Below are 16,253 nucleotides of genomic sequence, written 5' to 3'. Positions count from 1 at the left end.
CCCCGTACCGCCGTCGAGGCGGTGCGGGGCCCGGTTCCGTTCCGGCCGGGGAATGGCCGGAAACAGGCGGTGGCACGGCCGGAAGTGTGACGTGCCGCCCCGGCGCGGCGCTGCTCGGTACCCGGCCGGGCGAGCGCCGGGCCTGAGCGCTGGTCAGTCACCTCCGGAGGTGGTCGAACTCACCGAGTGGCATGAAAACCGTGTTCAAGACTTGGTCATGCCGTAACACAACTGACTAACCGTCGTGCATACGGTTTCGGTAATGAATCGGCCAATCAGTGGCATGCATCTGTCATTAACGGCGCGTTTGCTGCCACGATTCCTCCGGCTGCAGACGAGGGGGCCCCACCTCCCGGTGCAGCTGCTCAAGTTCAGGTGCAGCGCGTCCAGACCTGCAACGAACCCCTGCACGACTTGTGAGCACCGCAGCCCGCACCCCCGTTGCACCCGGCGGGGGCCCCCACTGCGCCGCAACCCCGCGGCCCAGGTTCTCTCCACCGGGCACGCCGAGTTGATCCCTCGGCGCGCCGGTCGGATAAGGAGTCCGCATGTCACGTCACGCTCACGCCCGGAAGGCAGCCGTTGTCATGGCCGCCACCACCGCGCTGCTGGTCACCGGCATACCGGTGATCGCGCAGGCCGCTCCGGACGCGCCGACCGCCGTCGCCTCCCAGCAGGCCACCCGGGCCGCGCTGATAGCCTCGGCGAACCAGCAGACCACCTCCCTGGCCCAGGCCCTCGGCCTGGACGGCAAGGAGAAGCTGGTCACCAAGGACGTCGTCCAGGACGCCAACGGTGGACGCCACCTGCGCTACGAGCGAACCTACGCCGGGCTCCCCGTCCTTGGCGGCGACCTGATCGTCCACCAGGACGCGGCCGGCGCCACCAAGAGCGTGACCAAGGCCAGCGAGGCCAACCTCGCCGGCGTGGACACCACCCCCGCCCTGGCCGCGCCGAAGGCCCAGGAGGCCGCCCTCGCCGCCGAGCAGGGCTCCGTCGACGGCGCGCCCCGCCTGGTCGTCTGGGCCGCCGACGGCACCCCGAAGCTCGCCTACGAGACCGTGATCGACGGCCGCGAGTCCGACGGCACCCCGAGCAAGCTGCACGTCGTCACCGACGCCAAGACCGGGGCCGTGCTCAGCAAGGCCGACGGCATCAAGCGCGGCAGCGGCACCGGCGTCTTCGTCGGCAACGTCCCGCTGACCACCACCCAGAGCGGCTCGACCTACTCGCTCAAGGACGCCACCCGCGGCGGCCAGTACACCACCGACATGAAGAACGGCACGTCCGGCAACGGCACGCTGTTCTCGAAGTCCTCCGACACGTGGGGCAACGGCCAGGCCAGCAACCGGGAGTCGGCCGCCGTCGACGCCCAGTACGGCGCCGCCGTCACCTGGGACTTCTACAAGAACACCTTCGGCCGCAGCGGCATCAAGAACGACGGCGTCGGTGCGATGAGCCGGGTCCACTACGACACCGGCTACGTCAACGCGTTCTGGGACGACAGCTGCTTCTGCATGACCTACGGCGACGGCTCGGGCGACACCCACCCGCTCACCGAACTCGACGTGGCCGGCCACGAGATGAGCCACGGCGTCACCTCGGCCACCGCCAACCTGAACTACTCGGGCGAGTCCGGCGGCCTCAACGAGGCCACCTCCGACATCATGGGCTCGATGGTCGAGTTCTACGCGAACCTGCCCGCCGACAACCCGGACTACCTGATCGGCGAGCTGATCGACATCAACGGCAACGGCACGCCGCTGCGGTACATGGACAAGCCCTCCAAGGACGGCCAGTCGGCCGACTCGTGGTACTCGGGCGTCGGCAACCTCGACGTCCACTACTCGTCCGGTGTCGCGAACCACTTCTTCTACCTGCTGGCCGAGGGCAGCGGCGCCAAGGTGATCAACGGCGTCAGCTACAACAGCCCGACGGTCAACAACATCACCGTCAGCGGCATCGGCCGGGACAAGGCGCAGCAGGTCTGGTACAAGGCGCTCACCGCCTACATGACCTCGACCACCGACTACGCCGCCGCCCGCACCGCGACCCTGAACGCGGCCACCGACCTGTACGGCGCCAACAGCGCCGAGTACAACGCGGTCGCCACCGCCTGGGCTGCCGTCAACGTCGGCTCGCTGCCCAACCCGGGCGGGGTCAGCGTCACCAGCCCGGGCAACCAGTCCACCGCGGTGGGCGGCTCGGTCAACCTGCAGATCAAGGCCTCGGGCGGGACGGCCCCGCTGTCCTACTCGGCCACCGGCCTGCCGGCGGGCCTGGTCATCAACGCCGGCACCGGCGTGATCACCGGCTCCCCGACCACGGCGGGCAGCTCCAACGTGACGGTCACGGTGAAGGACTCGGCCGGCAAGAGCGGCACCACCAGCTTCACCTGGACGGTCACCGGGGGTGGCGGCGGTTCCTGCACTCCGGCGCAGCTGCTGGGCAACCCGGGCTTCGAGACGGGCTCGGCCGCGCCGTGGACGGCTTCGAGCGGTGTGGTCGACAACAGCTCCTCGCAGGCGGCGCACGGCGGCAGCTGGAAGGCCTGGCTGGACGGCTACGGCAGCAGCCACAGCGACACCCTGTCCCAGACGGTGACCATCCCGGCGGGCTGCAAGGCGACGCTGAGCTTCTGGCTGCACATCGACACCGCCGAGACCGGCTCGACGGCGTACGACAAGCTGACCGTGTCGGTGAACGGCACCACGCTGAAGACCTACTCCAACGTGGACGCCGCCACCGGTTACCAGCAGCGCACCTTCGACCTCTCGGCCTACGCGGGCCAGACGGTCACCGTGAAGTTCGCCGGCACCGAGGACTCCTCGCTGCAGACCAGCTTCGTGATCGACGACACCTCCGTCCAGACCGGCTGAGGCCGCACCGGCTCCTGAGGGACCGGTGAACCAGGACAGGTGAGGGGCCCGGCGGCTACGGCTGCCGGGCCCTTGCCGTGTTCCGGGTGCGGGTGCGGGTGCGGGTGCGGGTGCGGGTGCGGGTGCAGGTGGGGGTGGCTGCGGGTGCGGGGCTGCGGAGACGTCTCGCAGAGACGTGTTGCAGAAACGTTCAGTCCTGACTCTTGACGGCCCCTTCGGGTCGCCCTAGGTTCAGCGCTGCAAGTTTCCGGCAAGTTACAGAAACTTCCTGCAGGCGTCACCCCCCGGCTGCCCCACCCCAGCCACCCCCAGGAGACAACGTGGTCACCACCGCCCCCAATCACCGGCCCACCCGCCGGTCAGCCCGCCGGTCCGCCCGCGCGGCCGGTGCGCTCGCCGCCTCGGCGGCGCTCGCGCTCTCGCTCACCGGGAGCCTCGGCGCCCCCGCCGCCCAGGCCTCCCCGTCCGCGAACAACGGCAAGGACGTCACCGCCACCCTCTTCGAGTGGCGCTTCGACTCGGTCGCCCAGGCCTGCACCACGACCCTCGGCCCGAAGGGCTACGGCTTCGTCGAGGTCTCGCCGCCCCAGGAGCACATCCAGGGCCCGCAGTGGTGGACCTCCTACCAGCCCGTCAGCTACCGGATCGCCGGGCGGCTCGGCGACCGCGCCTCCTTCAAGAACATGGTCGACACCTGCCACGCGGCCGGGGTCAAGGTGATCGCCGACGCGGTGATCAACCACATGTCGGCCGGTTCCGGCACCGGCACCGGCGGCACCGTCTACACCAAGTACAACTACCCCGGCACGTACCAGGACTCGGACTTCCACACCTGCCGCCAGCCGATCACCAACTACCAGGACCGCACCAACGTGCAGTCCTGCGAACTGGTCAACCTCGCCGACCTGGACACCGGCAGCGCCTCCGTCCAGACCACCGTCGCCCACTACCTGGACGACCTCGGCTCGCTCGGCGTCGACGGCTACCGGATCGACGCCGCCAAGCACATCGCCGCCACCGACCTCGCCGCCATCAAGGCCAGGACGGCCAACCCCAACGCCTACTGGGTGCAGGAGGTCATCTACGGCGCGGGCGAGCCGATCCAGCCCTCCGAGTACACCGGCAACGGCGACGTCGACGAGTTCCGGGTCGGCACCGACCTCAAGCGCGTCTTCACCGGCGACAAGCTGGCCAGCCTCAGCAACTGGGGTGCCTCCTGGGGCTACCTGCCGAGCAACCAGGCGCGCAGCTTCGTCGACAACTGGGACACCGAGCGCAACGGCTCCACCCTCAACTACACCTACGGCAACACCTACACGCTGGCCAACGTCTTCCTGCTGGCCTCGACCTACGGCTCGCCGAACATCTACTCCGGCTACGGCTTCACCGGCAACGACGACGGCCCGCCGAACGGCGGCACCGTCAACGCCTGCTACCAGGACGGCTGGAACTGCACCCACGCCTGGCGGCAGATCGCCAACATGGTCGGCTTCCGCAACGCCGTCTCGGGCACCGGGGTGACCGACTGGTGGTCCGACGGCAACAACGCGATCGCCTTCGGCCGCGGCAACCGGGGCTACGTCGCGATCAACCACGAGGGCGGCGCGATCACCCGGACCTTCCAGACCGGCCTGCCGGCCGGGACGTACTGCGACGTCCAGCACGGCGACCCGCAGCCGGGCGGCGGCTGCACCGGCCCGACGTACCAGGTCGGTGCCAACGGGCAGTTCACCGCGACGGTCGGCGCGGGCGACGCGGTCGCGCTGTACGTCCAGCCGGCCACGACCGTCTCCGGAGCCTCCTTCAACGTCAACGCGACCACCGCGTACGGGCAGAACGTCTACGTGGTCGGCGACGTCCCGGCGCTCGGCGGCTGGGACCCGGCCAAGGCTCTGCCGCTGTCCTCGGCCGGCTACCCGGTCTGGTCGCTCGCGCTCTCGCTGCCGGGCGGCACGTCCTTCCAGTACAAGTACGTCATCAAGGACGCGAGCGGGGCGGTGACCTGGGAGTCCGGTGCCAACCGGGCGGCTACCGCACCGGCCTCGGGGAACGTCACGCTGAACGACACCTGGCGGCCGTAGGCCCCGGCGTCTCGGGGACCCCGTCAGCCGTGGGCTGACCGGGGTCCCCCGTGGGAGTGGCGGCACCGTTTCAAACCCCCCGGAGGAGGGCAGCGCTGCCACCATCGCGGGATGAGAGCCACCTCCCTCGTCCTGGACCTCGAACTCTGCGGCGGCCGTTGGGACGGCCACCGCAAGCGCGTCAACGCCGCCGCCCCGCCGCCCGGGCTGCGGATGGTGCTGCGCGCCGAACTGCCCGTCGCCGAGAACGGCGAGTACTGGCCGACCACCAGCGTCCACCGGCTGGACGAGGAGGACGGCGCCGCGCTGGGGTACCGCTACTCCCACGACGAGTGAGCGTGGTCCGGACCGCTCGCTCCGTCCCGCTCTCGTCCGTTCCGTTCTCCGGCCCGGGCCGTTCCGTCAGCCCCGCCCGATGTACGGCATGGCCGTCGCCATCACCGTGGCGAACTGGACGTTGGCCTCCAGCGGCAGCGCGGCCATGTGCCGGACGGTGCGTGCCACGTCCGCCACGTCCATGGTCGGCTCGGGCGCGATCCGGCCGTCCGCCTGCCGCACCCCCGCGCCCATCGCGGCCGTCATGTCGGTCGCCGCGTTGCCGATGTCGATCTGCCCGCAGGCGATCCGGTACGGGCGGCCTTCCAGCGACAGCGACTTGGTCAGGCCGGTGACCGCGTGCTTGGTCGCCGTGTAGGCGATCGAGTGCGGACGCGGGACGTGCGCGGAGATCGAACCGTTGTTGATGATCCGGCCGCCCTGCGGGTCCTGGCCCTTCATCTGCCGGAAGGCGGCGCGGGCGCAGAGGAAGGCGCCGGTGAGGTTGAGGTCGACCACCGCCCGCCAGTCCTCGACCGCCAGCTCCTCCACCGGGACGGCCGGGCCGAGGGTGCCCGCGTTGTTGAACAGCAGGTCCACCCGGCCGCGGCGCTCGGCGGCGGCGAACAGCGCGTCCACCGCGGCGGGGTCGGTGACGTCGGTGGGCACCACCTCGGCGGGCAGGGCGCCCGTGGGGAACGCCCCGGCCGTCTCCCGCAGCTGCTCGGCCCGGCGTCCCGCCAGCACCAGCCGCCAGCCGGCCGCGGCCAGTTCGACCGCGACGGCCCGGCCGACGCCGCTGCCGGCTCCGGTGACGACGGCGACCTGCTCGATCATGGCGCTCTCCCAGGGGTCGGTGGGGTGACTCGGTACCGGTACGGTCACGCTCTTCCCGCTCGGCGCCGGAGGCGTGTCGTGGAGATCGTTCCGGATGTGCGGGCCGCCGTCACTGGTCAAAGCACCCAAAAACCGGACGGCCGGACAGGCCGCAGGCCGTGGTCCCCGCCGACCGGCCCCCGCCGACCGGCGGGAGCGGTGAAGGGCTTTACCTGATCGCGAACAAACATTGGATTCCCGGTGGCCGCCTCGCAACCGGGCGGCCCCGGCCCACGTCATAAGATCGCAGGAAGGTGCGCCACCGCGAGGTACGGCGCGCCAACGCTCCGGGGGTCGCACAGCCCCGCGCCCCCGGGCCTGTCCGGCCCCACCGGGGGGCCGCCGCCCGGTCAGACGGACCGGGCGCGACATCGGTCGGAGAGTCCTCACCGTGCTTAGGCAGTCGTCCCGTTCCCGTGCCGTCCTGACCGGCGCCGCCGTGCTCGCCCTGGCCGCCTCGCTGGCGGCCTGCGGGGGGTCCGACGACGGCAAGGGCAAGAGCTCCTCGGCCGACGGCACCCCTGCGGCGACCGCCGACCCGGGCACTCCGGGCGCCTCGGGCAGCGCGGTCCCGGGCACGCCCACCGCCGAGCAGCCCACCCCGGCTAACGGGAAGGTGCTGATGCCGACCGGCCCGGCCGCCGGCCTGAACAAGGTCCGGGACACCGCCGCCGGTCCGATCATGACGACCAAGGTGACCGGTGCGAAGTCCGGCGTCACCGGCCAGGTCTGGGTCTGGCTGCCGCCCGAGTACAACGACCCCAAGTTCGCCAAGACCGGCTTCCCGGTGCTCACCCTCTACGCGGGCGGCCAGAGCAACGGCTACAACACCTGGACCGACAACCAGCTGCCGATCCAGGAGGTGGACGAGCAGCTGGTCAAGCAGGGCAAGGCCCACCCGTTCATCATGATCATGCCGGTGCAGAACTTCAACAGCGACGAGAAGAACGCGCTGGACTGCTCCGACATCCCGGGCCAGCCCAAGATGGGCACCTGGATGGCCGAGGACATCCCGGCCTGGGTGCGCGCCAACTTCCGCACCCTGCAGGGCCGCGACAGCTGGGGCATCATGGGCGCCTCCACCGGCGGCTTCTGCAGCGCCAAGCTCGCCCTGCAGTACCCGAACGTCTACAAGGCCGCGGTGCCGATCGACGGCTACTTCATCCCGGACTCCGGGCTGTGGAAGGGCCACGACGCCGAGAAGGCCGCCAACAACCCCAACCTGCTGGTCACCCAGGGCAAGGCCGACGTGAAGATGTACGTCACGGCGGGCGGCGCCAACGGCTACGAGAAGGAAGTGGTCAAGAGCTGGGTGGCCAAGGCCGTCGCCCCGGTGTCCATCCAGTACTACGAGCAGCCCGGTGGCAAGCACCTGACCTCGGACTTCAAGAAGATGATCCCGGACACGCTGCAGTGGCTCAGCGCCAACCTGGCGGGCCCGGCCTCGGACTGACCGGGGAGCACCGGGCCCTCCTCTCCCGGCGGAGGGTCCGGAGCCCGCGCAGGCCCGTGACCTGCGCGTCAATCGGACATTGATTCGCTTCTGATCGACTGCGAGCACCTTGGATGGGGCGGTTCTCACCGGCCGCCCCGTCCGCCTCACCAAGTCGTGAAGAGAGTGCCATGCCGATCCACCTGCTGCCCCAGCCCGCCCCCTCCGTCCCCGCGCAGGCGGGGTCCGGGGCCGACTCCCGGGGCGCGGACGCGTACGGGTCGGCCGCCGACGAGGAGCCGTTCACCGTCCGGTTCGCCGGACTGCGGCTGGTGCACTCCGCGCTGCGCCGGGACCTCGCCCGGCTGCCCAACGCCTTGCGGCTGCTCCAGCCCGATGAGGAGGACAAGGGCGAGGCGCTGCTGCGGCACTGGACCTTCATGACCGCGATGCTGACCTGCCACCACGAGCAGCAGGACACCCGGATCTGGCCGATCGTGCGGCGCTTCGCGCCCGAGTTGCGGCTGCTGCTCAACTGGCTGGAGGCCGACCACCACAACCTCGACCACTCGTTCACCCGGGTCACCACGCTGGTCCGGATCGCCAGCCGGGACACCGGCAGTGCCTGGCCGGTCGCGTACGCGATGGAGGACCTGGCGGCCCGGCTGGAGACCCACCTGCGGATCGAGGAGCGGCAGTTGCTGCCCCGGATGGAGCGGGTGGTCCCCGACAGCTCCCGGCTCGGCGGCCTCGGCGAGCTGCTCGACCTGCTGCGCTCGGCCGACGGCCCGGGCACGGCGGACGCGCTGGCCTGGCTGCTGGACGGGGTCGACCCGGGGCAGGTCGAGCGGCTGCTCGCCGAGTGCGACGACGACGTGGCCCGCAACTGGCCGCACTGGCAGGCGACCTACCAGCGCTGCACCGCGCCGTTGTGGGGGCCGTCGGACGGCGGCGCGGTGGAGGGCAGCCTGGGGAGCCTCGTCGACTGAGCGCTGGGCTTTTCGCCGGCTGTCGATCTACGCGCGTGGCATGTGCCGGTGGCATATGCCGAGCAGTCACGACCGACGGGGCCGACGCCTCCAAGACGTCAAGGTCTTCGGCGGCGACCACCGGCTGGACATGACCGTCGGCCACATCGCCGACCAGCAGGCCGATGTGACGATCGGCGGCGAGAAGAAGACCGCGGACAAGGGCAGCGAGGCGACCGTCGGCGGGGTCAAGGTGACCCTGCGCAAGGCGGACAAGGGCGACCACTATGCCGAGTTGCGCCTCAGCCGCTGACCGCCCGGCGCCGCTGCCCGCGGTTCCGCTACTCCGGCAGGCGGTTGAGCCACTCCAGCGGAGCGACCCGGATCGCCGTCCGCGGCGAGCCGTTCCACTCCACCGGAAGGCCGACTGCCTCCAGTGCGGCCACCACGGCCCGGCCGACCTCCGCCGTCCGCCTCCCCGCCTCCTCCTCCGACTCCTCGCCCGACCCCTCGCGAGGTTCACCGATCGGCTCCTCCGCGGTGCGGAAGGTGCCGTAGCGCAGCATCAGTCCCCGTCCGGCCGCGGCCGCCTCGGTGTCCTGCTGGTGGAAGAAGACGAAGCCCCGCGAGTCCTCGTCGGCCTCGCCGCCGATCTCCGCGTAGCCGCAGCCGGCGCAGCAGGTGAAGTCCATCGCCGCGACGATGCCCTGATCCTCCAGCAGGTCGAAGGCGTCCATCAGCCGGTCCACGTCGGTGGTCTCCGGCCAGCCGGCCTGCTCGGCCAGCCGCTCGGTCCACAGCGGAGCGACGATCCGCTCCGCCTCCTCCTGCGTCAGTCCCTGGTCGTCGAGGACCTCGACCAGGGACTCGGCTATCTCGTCCGGCTCCTGGAAGCCGCACCGGATCAGCTCGCGAGCCCGCTCCCGGGCTTCGAGCAGCACGTCGGGGGAGAGCGCCGTGTCCGTGTCCTGGGTCATGCCCGGATCCTCGCACCAGCCACTGACAATTCCGGTCCACGGGCCCCGCCGGTGCGCTACCGTCCGCCGGTGACCTCTCTGCTGCAACCCCCGCTGATCACCCGGCTGCTGGCTGCCGAGCGCATCCTGGTCGCCGGAGCCGGCGGGGGGTTCGACGTGTACGCCGGACTCCCGATCGCCCTCGCCCTGCGCGCCGCGGGCAAGGAGGTGCACCTGGCCAACCTCTCCTTCACCCACCTCTACGGCCTGCCCGGCGAGGTCTGGCAGGCGCCCGACGTGGCCAGGATCGAACCGGACACCGCCGCACCCGAGGGCTACTTCCCGGAACGCACCCTGGCCCGCTGGCTGCGGCTGCACGGGATGCCCGACACCGTGTGGGCCTTCCCGGCGGTCGGCGTCAAACTGCTGCGCGAGGCCTACCGCGGACTCGTCGCCCACCTGGGCGTGGACGCGGTCCTGCTGGTGGACGGCGGCACCGACATCCTGATGCGCGGCGACGAGGCCGGACTCGGCACCCCCGAGGAGGACATGGCCAGCCTGGCCGCGGTGGCAGGCCTGACGGAGGTGCCCGAACGGCTGGTCGCCTGCCTGGGCTTCGGCATCGACGCCCACCACGGCGTCAACCACGCCCTGGTGCTGGAGAACCTCGCCGCGATCGACCGGGCCGGCGGCTACCTCGGCGCCTTCTCCATCCCGCGCGGCAGCCGGGAGGGCGCGCTCTACCTGGACGCCGTCGAGCACGCCCGAGCCGCCTTCCCGCAGCATCCCAGCATCGTCAACGGCTCGGTGGCGGCGGCGCTGCGCGGCGAGTTCGGCGACGTCCGGTTCACCGAGCGGACCAAGGGCGGCCAGCTCTTCGTGAATCCGCTGATGACGCTCTACTTCGGCGTCACGGTCGAGGCGCTGGCCGCCGAGAACCGCTACCTGGACCGGCTGGAGCACACCGTGCAGACCCGCCAGATCAGCACGGTCATCGAGGAGTTCCGGGACGAGCTGCCCCGGCAGCGCCCGCCCCGGCAGTTCCCGCACTGAGGGGGCTCGGCAGGTCAGTGCGGGGCGAGCCGGAACTCCAGGTTGCCGAACCGGACCTGGTCGCCCGGCCGCACCGGGATCCCGCCCGCGATCCGCCGCCCGTTCACATGGGTGCCGTTGGTCGACCCGAGGTCGTACAGCACCCAACCGCCGTTCTCGTGCCGCAGCTCGGCGTGGCGCCGGGAGACCGAGGCGTCGTGCAGCCGCAGCCCCGAGCCGGGGACGCGTCCGATCGTCAACAGCACCGCCCCGGCCTGCGGCAGGCTCAGCCCCGGCAGCCGCTCGCTGCGCCAGGCGCGGTTCAGCCGGTCCCCGAAGGCGGACACCCGGCCGACCGTCCGCAGCACGAACCGCTCGACCGGCCCGCCGGTGGGCAGCCCGGCCACCGCCGCGTCCAACTGGTCGCGGCTGGTGGCCTGGAGGACGATGTCCATCCGGCCGAGGAAGGTGTCGTGCGACAGCCGGCCGCTGCCCGCGCCGTCCCGCAGTACGCCGAGCGCCTGGTCCCGTTCGGCGTCGGAGGGCCGCACGGCGCCGGTGGGGAGCTCAGGCTGCGTCATGGCCAGATTGTCGGATCGACCGGCTCGGACTGTCCAGATCACGCCGCGGCCCGGCGCACGGTTCGTACGTCACTGAGCGACAGACGCCCGGCCCACCCGCGCGGTTCCAGCACCCGCCCGTCGGGCCCCGGCGTGGCGGACGACCCGTCAGCCCTTCCGGGCGGCCGCCAGGATCTTCTCCGTGGTGTGCAGGAACCGGGAGGTCACGGCGCCCCGGTACTTGCCGCCGAACATCTCCTTGGTGACCCACCTGCCGTCCTGGAGGTGGACCACGATGTACGCGGCCCCCGGATCGGCGCCGAGCACCTCGAAGTCGCCCTTCACCGAGCGGTGCGGCAGGGCGAGTTCGGCCGGCAGCGGTTCGGAGAGGAAGGCGATCACCAGCCGGACGTCCGGCGTCACCTCGACGCCCCGGAACGGCTCGGCGGCGAGCAGCCCGGCCACCTCGTCGACGGTCCGAAGCAGCACCGGCACCGGGTAGCCGAGCGAGCGCTCCAGGTGCTCCTCGATCCGCGCGGTGAGCGCGGCGCGGTCCTGCTCGTCGGTGGTGAAGAAGACGTTCCCGCTCTGGATGTACGAGCGGACGTTCCCCAGCCCCAGTTCGGCGAAGAGCGCCCGCAGCCGCTCCATCCTCACCGTCCGGCCGCCGACGTTGATGGCGCGCAGGAAGGCGATGTACGTGGTCGTGGTGGTCACCCCGCCAGTCTGGCACCGGCCACCGACAACGGCGCCCACCGCCCACCGACGAGGCCGCCCACCGCCCGGGGGACGACGCCCGGTGCACGGCGTCCTCGGGGCCCGGCGGTTGCCGGTGCCGGATGCCAGACTGGCGCCATGGCTACCTGGCAGGATTTCGAGCAGCAGGCACCCGACCTCGCGGCCCTGGTACGGGCCCGGTTCGAGGCCGAGAAGCACCACGTCCTGGCGACGCTGCGCAAGGACGGCTCACCCCGGGTGAGCGGCACGGAGGTCGACTTCGTCGGCGCCGACGCCTGGCTCGGGTCGATGTACGGCGCGGTCAAGGCGCGTGACCTCCAACGGGACGGCCGCTTCGCGCTGCACGCCCACCCGGGGGACGAGACCATGGCCGGCGGGGACTCCAAGCTCTCCGGCCGCGCGGTGGAGATCACCGACGAGGCCGAACTCGCCGCCTTCGCGGCCGACCTGCCCCAGCCGCCGCCCACCCCGTTCCACCTGTTCCGGCTGGACCTCCAGCAGGTGGTGCACACGGCCCTGGAGGGGGACGCCCTGTGGGTCCTCAACTGGCACCCGGGCCGGCCGGTGGAGAAGATCCAGCTCCACTGACCGGCCGGACGGGCCCCGGGTGTCCTACGGGCCTTTCGGCTCCTACGGGCCTTTCGGCTCCTACGGGCCTTTCGGCTCCTACGGGCCTTTCGGCTCCTACGGGCCTTTCGGCTCCTACGGGCCTTGCTGTTCCTACGGGCCTTACGGCAGAACGGACTTGAGAGCCTCGGGGGTGCGGGCCACGACGGCGTGCCCGTCGTCCGCGGTGATGATCGGGCGCTGGATCAGCACGGGGTGCTCGGCCATCGCCGCGATCCAGCGCGCCCGTTCGCCCGCCTCCCGGGGCCACTCCTTCATCCCCAGGTCCTTCGCGACCGGCTCGTCGGTACGGGTGATGTCCCAGGGCTCCAGGCCCAGGCGCTCCAGCACCTGCTCCAGTTCGGCCGCGGTCGGCGCGTCCTCCAGGTAGCGCCGCACGGTGTACTCCACCCCGGCGGCGTCCAGCTCGGTGAGCGCCGTCCGGCACTTGCCGCAGCGCGGGTTGATCCAGATCTCCATGCCCGCCAGCTTATCGGGGGCTCAGGCCGTCCCACCGGTGGCGGGAACTCCGCCGACCCACCGGCGGTTCACGCACCAGGAGCCGGTACGTCGGAAGAGGAGCCCGCATGGACGGCGCTGCGATCATCGAGCAGCTGATGACCACCGAGGTCAGGACCGACCCGTACCCGCTCTACGCCAGGGCGCACGAACTCGGCCCGGTACTCCCGGCGGGGGACGGGATGTTCGTGGTGAACGGCTACGCGGCGGTCAACAAGGTGCTGCGCACCTCCGCCTTCGGCGTGGCGACCGCCGACATGATGGCCGGCCTCGCCCCCGAGTTCGCCGAGCACTCCTCGCTCGCCCTGTTCGGCCGTTCGATCCTCCAGCGCAACGCCCCCGACCAGCCCCGGGTCCGCTCGCTGATCGCCTCGGTGTTCACCGCCCGTCGGGTCGCCGCGCTGCGCCCGGCCGTGGAGGCGGCGGTCGGCCGGCTGCTGGACGAGATGGCAGAGCAGGGCGCCGACGGCTCCCCGGTGGACTTCATGGACGCCTTCGCCTTCCGGCTGCCGGTCGGGGTGATCTGCGAGCTGCTCGGTGTCCCCGAGCGGGACCGCTACCGCTTCCGCGGCCTCGCCTCCGACCTGACCGTCGCCCTGGAGATCGTCCAGGGCCTCGACGACCTGGACGAGGCCGATCGGGCCGCCGACGAGCTGTCCGGGTACTTCGCCGAGCTGGTCGCAGAGCGGCTGGCCCACCCGCAGGACGACCTGGTCAGCGACCTCGCCCGGATCGCCGTCGACGACGGCGGGCGGCTCTCCGGGCAGGAGCTGCTGGCCAACCTGGTGCTGCTACTGGTGGCCGGCTTCGAGACCACCACCAACCTGCTCGGCAACGGCCTCGCCCTGCTGTTCCGCCACCCCGAGGCGGCCGCCGGGCTGCGCAGCGGCGCCCTCGGCCCGGCCGGGTTCACCGACGAGGTGCTGCGCTTCGACTCCCCGGTCCAGGCCACCGGCCGGGTCGCCCTGGCGGAGGGCCTGTCGGTCGAGGGCCTGCCCGTCCCGGCCGACAGCGGGCTGACCCTGCTGATCGGCGCGGCCAACCGCGACCCGGCCCGGTACGACCGGCCGGGGGTCTTCGACCCGACCCGCACCGACAGCCAGCCGCTCAGCTTCGGTGGCGGCACCCACTTCTGCCTGGGCTCCCAGCTGGCCCGGATGGAGGGCGAGGTCGCGGTGCCCGCCCTGCTGGACCGTTTCCCCCGGCTCGCCCAGGGCGGCGTCCCGACCCGGCGTGACCGCCTGGTGCTGCGCGGGTACGAGACGCTCCCGGTGACCGTCCGATGAGAGTCCGGTGAGCACCGGCTGATCCGCGCCGCTCCCGCGGACCCCGGGACGTTCGGCCTTCGTGACCGGGCCCTTCGTAGAGGAGCATGGAAGGACGAATCCGTTCATCCCTCGCTATTCACCCCGACCGGTCAGCCAGGAGGTCCCCGCGTGTCAGCACCCCGCCCGCCGCAGCTCCTGGTCGCGAAGCCCCGGGTGCCGCGCTGGGTGCCCTGGCTGCCGGTCATCCTGCTGCTCCTGGACCTGACCGTCGAGGCCGTCGTCCCGAACGCGGTCGCCGCCGGCTTCCTGCTGACCGCCCTGCCCGTGGTGGCCGCGTTCAGCTATGGTCCGGTGCTGACCGCCGGGACCACCGTCGGAGCCCTGGGCCTCCAGCTCCTGCTGGCCCTGCGTGCGGGCCACATCGACGAACAGCACCACGTCTGGGTGTACATCGCCACCGCGCTCTCCGGTGCGATGGGCACGGCCCTGTCCTGGCAGCGCACCCGGCAGAACCGCAACCTGCTGCAGGCCCGCACGGTCGCCGAGACCCTCCAGCGCACCGTGCTGCGGCCGGTGCCCGAGCGCGTCGGCGGCCTGCGGGTCGCCGGGCTCTACCGCCCGGCGCAGGCCGAGGTGCTGGTCGGCGGGGACCTGTACGAGGTGTGCGACACCCGCTTCGGCGTCCGGGTGCTGCTCGGCGACGTACGCGGCAAGGGTCTCGGTGCGGTCCGCACCGTCGCCGACGTGCTCGGCGCCTTCCGGGCGGCCGCCCACGACACCCCGGGCCTGGTCGAGCTCGCCGACCAGCTGGACCGCGCGGTGCTGCGCGATGCCGCCGACTGCGGCGACGACGAGCTCTTCGCCACCGCCGTCCTGCTCCAGTACCGCCAGGGTGCCGACTGCGTGGAGGTCGTCAACCGCGGCCACACCACCCCGCTGCTGCTCGCCGGGGGCACCATCACCCCGGTGGCCTGCGCCGACGAGCTCCCGCTCGGGCTCGGCCACCTCGGCCCCGAGGACGCACCCGCCAAGCCGACCACCGTGGCCCTGCCCCCGGGCCACACCGTCCTGCTCTACACCGACGGCGTCAGCGAGGCCCGCGACGCCTCCGGCGCCTTCTACCCCCTCGCCCCGCGCCTCGCCGCCCTGGACAGCACGGCCCCCGACCGCCTGGTCTCCTTCCTGGCCCAGGACGTCCACCGGTACGCCGGCCTCCTCGCCGACGACCTCGCCGTCCTCGCCCTCAGCCCCGAGCCGGGCCGTCCGGACCAGGGCCGTCCGGAGTAGGGCCCGGCCACTCCCACAGGTTCGCGAACAGCACCGCCTGCTCCCGCGCGTCGTCCAGGGCGTGGTGCGTGTGCGGCAGGTCCGGCAGCAGCTCCGCGGGCATCGACCGCTTCCCGATCCCGGCGAACGGCACTCCGGCCCGGGCCGCGTACAGCGTCTTCAGGTCCAGGCACCCGGAGTGCCCGAACGGGCTGGACCCGGTGAACCGCATCAGGTACCAGTACAGGAACTGCCAGTCGTACACCGCCGGGTACGCCACCATCACCGGCCGGTGGCGCCGCCCGTCCGGCCCGGTCCGCACCCGCTCCACCCACCGCGCGAACTCCCGCAGGGCCACCCCCGGCTCCGCCCCGCCCGCCTCCAGCGCCGCCCGCTCCAGCCCGGACACCGCCAGGGCCTCCGGGTCGTACTCCGCGCTGATCGGCCGCAGCTCCCGGTAGAACCCCGCTGCCCCCGCCTCCGCCCGCCGGAACCCCTCCCCGTCGTCCCGACCGGCCACCACCGCCCCGAAGCTCACCATCGAGTACGGGCCCGGAATCGGCCCGTCGGCCTCCACGTCCACCGACAGGTACACCGTCGGCGTCACTTTCCGCTTGCTCCCCATGCCCCCATCCAACCGCCCCCCTCAACCGGTTTTCCGGGCCGGGACACGGGCGTGGGCCCCCCCGCGGGGGGTGCCGGCCGGGGCCGCCAGGCCCCCGGGGCGGGCGGGAAACGACGGTGGAGAGCACAAGAA

16 protein-coding genes are annotated in these 16,253 nt (G+C 72.2%); 10 read left to right on the top strand and 6 right to left on the bottom strand.

Going from position 1 to position 16,253, the window contains the following annotated elements; all coding sequences use genetic code 11:
* Window positions 1-548: 548 nt before the first annotated feature.
* The 3 genes from ACFV1W_RS26435 (at window position 549) to ACFV1W_RS26425 (ending at window position 5,296) form a co-directional block, all read left to right on the top strand.
* Window positions 549-2,879 carry a M4 family metallopeptidase gene (locus ACFV1W_RS26435; protein ID WP_380419729.1) on the top strand — a complete coding sequence of 777 codons (2,331 nt, stop codon included), beginning with the start codon at window positions 549-551 and terminating at the stop codon, window positions 2,877-2,879.
* 320 nt (window positions 2,880-3,199) lie between these two features.
* Entirely contained in the window at window positions 3,200-4,960 is a 1,761-nt protein-coding gene (locus tag ACFV1W_RS26430; RefSeq protein ID WP_380419728.1) for a carbohydrate-binding module family 20 domain-containing protein, read from the top strand.
* Window positions 4,961-5,071: 111 nt separating this feature from the next.
* Window positions 5,072-5,296 carry a hypothetical protein gene (locus ACFV1W_RS26425; protein ID WP_380419727.1) on the top strand — a complete coding sequence of 75 codons (225 nt, stop codon included), beginning with the start codon at window positions 5,072-5,074 and terminating at the stop codon, window positions 5,294-5,296.
* Between the two features lie 66 nt (window positions 5,297-5,362).
* Here ACFV1W_RS26425 and ACFV1W_RS26420 read toward each other — a convergent pair whose 3' ends face one another.
* Complete coding sequence (locus ACFV1W_RS26420; RefSeq protein WP_380419726.1) at window positions 5,363-6,112, bottom strand: SDR family oxidoreductase; 750 nt, start codon at window positions 6,110-6,112, stop codon at window positions 5,363-5,365.
* A gap of 430 nt (window positions 6,113-6,542) precedes the next feature.
* Here ACFV1W_RS26420 and ACFV1W_RS26415 point away from each other — a divergent pair, with 430 nt between their 5' ends.
* The 3 genes from ACFV1W_RS26415 to ACFV1W_RS26405 all read left to right on the top strand — a co-directional run bounded on the left by ACFV1W_RS26415 (window position 6,543) and on the right by ACFV1W_RS26405 (window position 8,864).
* Window positions 6,543-7,604, top strand: a complete 1,062-nt coding sequence (locus tag ACFV1W_RS26415) for an alpha/beta hydrolase (RefSeq protein ID WP_380419725.1) — start codon at window positions 6,543-6,545, stop codon at window positions 7,602-7,604.
* 170 nt (window positions 7,605-7,774) lie between these two features.
* Complete coding sequence (locus tag ACFV1W_RS26410) at window positions 7,775-8,572, top strand: hemerythrin domain-containing protein (RefSeq protein WP_380419724.1); 798 nt, start codon at window positions 7,775-7,777, stop codon at window positions 8,570-8,572.
* Window positions 8,573-8,627: 55 nt separating this feature from the next.
* A complete protein-coding gene (locus ACFV1W_RS26405) occupies window positions 8,628-8,864 on the top strand; it encodes a hypothetical protein (RefSeq protein ID WP_380419723.1) in 237 nt (78 codons plus the stop codon).
* Between the two features lie 28 nt (window positions 8,865-8,892).
* Here ACFV1W_RS26405 and ACFV1W_RS26400 read toward each other — a convergent pair whose 3' ends face one another.
* Complete coding sequence (locus ACFV1W_RS26400) at window positions 8,893-9,528, bottom strand: DUF6891 domain-containing protein (protein ID WP_380419722.1); 636 nt, start codon at window positions 9,526-9,528, stop codon at window positions 8,893-8,895.
* A 69-nt stretch (window positions 9,529-9,597) separates the two neighbouring features.
* Between ACFV1W_RS26400 and ACFV1W_RS26395 the strand changes: the two genes are divergently transcribed.
* Window positions 9,598-10,560 (top strand): DUF1152 domain-containing protein, encoded by a 963-nt coding sequence (locus tag ACFV1W_RS26395; protein WP_380419721.1) that lies wholly within the window; start codon window positions 9,598-9,600, stop codon window positions 10,558-10,560.
* Between the two features lie 14 nt (window positions 10,561-10,574).
* On the opposite strand, the gene ACFV1W_RS26390 is transcribed toward ACFV1W_RS26395, so the two are convergent.
* Window positions 10,575-11,120: an FHA domain-containing protein gene (locus tag ACFV1W_RS26390; protein WP_380419720.1), complete on the bottom strand. Its 546-nt coding sequence runs from the start codon at window positions 11,118-11,120 to the stop codon at window positions 10,575-10,577.
* A gap of 147 nt (window positions 11,121-11,267) precedes the next feature.
* Window positions 11,268-11,816, bottom strand: a complete 549-nt coding sequence (locus tag ACFV1W_RS26385; protein WP_380419719.1) for a DUF1697 domain-containing protein — start codon at window positions 11,814-11,816, stop codon at window positions 11,268-11,270.
* Window positions 11,817-11,954: 138 nt separating this feature from the next.
* Here ACFV1W_RS26385 and ACFV1W_RS26380 point away from each other — a divergent pair, with 138 nt between their 5' ends.
* A complete protein-coding gene (locus ACFV1W_RS26380) occupies window positions 11,955-12,425 on the top strand; it encodes a pyridoxamine 5'-phosphate oxidase family protein (RefSeq protein ID WP_380419718.1) in 471 nt (156 codons plus the stop codon).
* A gap of 141 nt (window positions 12,426-12,566) precedes the next feature.
* Here ACFV1W_RS26380 and ACFV1W_RS26375 read toward each other — a convergent pair whose 3' ends face one another.
* Window positions 12,567-12,923, bottom strand: a complete 357-nt coding sequence (locus ACFV1W_RS26375; RefSeq protein WP_380419717.1) for an arsenate reductase family protein — start codon at window positions 12,921-12,923, stop codon at window positions 12,567-12,569.
* Window positions 12,924-13,030: 107 nt separating this feature from the next.
* On the opposite strand from ACFV1W_RS26375, the gene ACFV1W_RS26370 reads away from it, so the two are divergent.
* Window positions 13,031-14,248: a cytochrome P450 gene (locus tag ACFV1W_RS26370; RefSeq protein ID WP_380419716.1), complete on the top strand. Its 1,218-nt coding sequence runs from the start codon at window positions 13,031-13,033 to the stop codon at window positions 14,246-14,248.
* A 150-nt stretch (window positions 14,249-14,398) separates the two neighbouring features.
* Complete coding sequence (locus tag ACFV1W_RS26365) at window positions 14,399-15,517, top strand: PP2C family protein-serine/threonine phosphatase (RefSeq protein WP_380419715.1); 1,119 nt, start codon at window positions 14,399-14,401, stop codon at window positions 15,515-15,517.
* Here the strand turns inward: ACFV1W_RS26365 and ACFV1W_RS26360 are convergent.
* Entirely contained in the window at window positions 15,474-16,103 is a 630-nt protein-coding gene (locus ACFV1W_RS26360) for an exonuclease (RefSeq protein WP_380419714.1), read from the bottom strand. The genes ACFV1W_RS26365 and ACFV1W_RS26360 overlap by 44 nt on opposite strands.
* Window positions 16,104-16,253 lie beyond the last annotated feature (150 nt).

This window comes from Kitasatospora sp. NPDC059648, from assembly GCF_042734825.1.
Taxonomy (GTDB): domain Bacteria; phylum Actinomycetota; class Actinomycetes; order Streptomycetales; family Streptomycetaceae; genus Kitasatospora.
The sequence above is the reverse complement of the archived record's forward strand: the minus strand, read 5'-3'. Positions and strand labels throughout refer to the sequence as shown.

Bases quoted from the DNA above. Each gene is read 5' to 3' on its own strand.
- ACFV1W_RS26380 (WP_380419718.1), top strand. From the start codon at position 11,955: ATGGCTACCTGGCAGGATTTCGAGCAGCAGGCACCCGACCTCGCGGCC.
- ACFV1W_RS26435 (WP_380419729.1), top strand. From the start codon at position 549: ATGTCACGTCACGCTCACGCCCGGAAGGCAGCCGTTGTCATGGCCGCC.
- ACFV1W_RS26405 (WP_380419723.1), top strand. From the start codon at position 8,628: ATGCCGAGCAGTCACGACCGACGGGGCCGACGCCTCCAAGACGTCAAG.
- ACFV1W_RS26390 (WP_380419720.1), bottom strand. From the start codon at position 11,120: ATGACGCAGCCTGAGCTCCCCACCGGCGCCGTGCGGCCCTCCGACGCC.
- ACFV1W_RS26400 (WP_380419722.1), bottom strand. From the start codon at position 9,528: ATGACCCAGGACACGGACACGGCGCTCTCCCCCGACGTGCTGCTCGAA.
- ACFV1W_RS26425 (WP_380419727.1), top strand. From the start codon at position 5,072: ATGAGAGCCACCTCCCTCGTCCTGGACCTCGAACTCTGCGGCGGCCGT.
- ACFV1W_RS26370 (WP_380419716.1), top strand. From the start codon at position 13,031: ATGGACGGCGCTGCGATCATCGAGCAGCTGATGACCACCGAGGTCAGG.
- ACFV1W_RS26420 (WP_380419726.1), bottom strand. From the start codon at position 6,112: ATGATCGAGCAGGTCGCCGTCGTCACCGGAGCCGGCAGCGGCGTCGGC.
- ACFV1W_RS26375 (WP_380419717.1), bottom strand. From the start codon at position 12,923: ATGGAGATCTGGATCAACCCGCGCTGCGGCAAGTGCCGGACGGCGCTC.
- ACFV1W_RS26410 (WP_380419724.1), top strand. From the start codon at position 7,775: ATGCCGATCCACCTGCTGCCCCAGCCCGCCCCCTCCGTCCCCGCGCAG.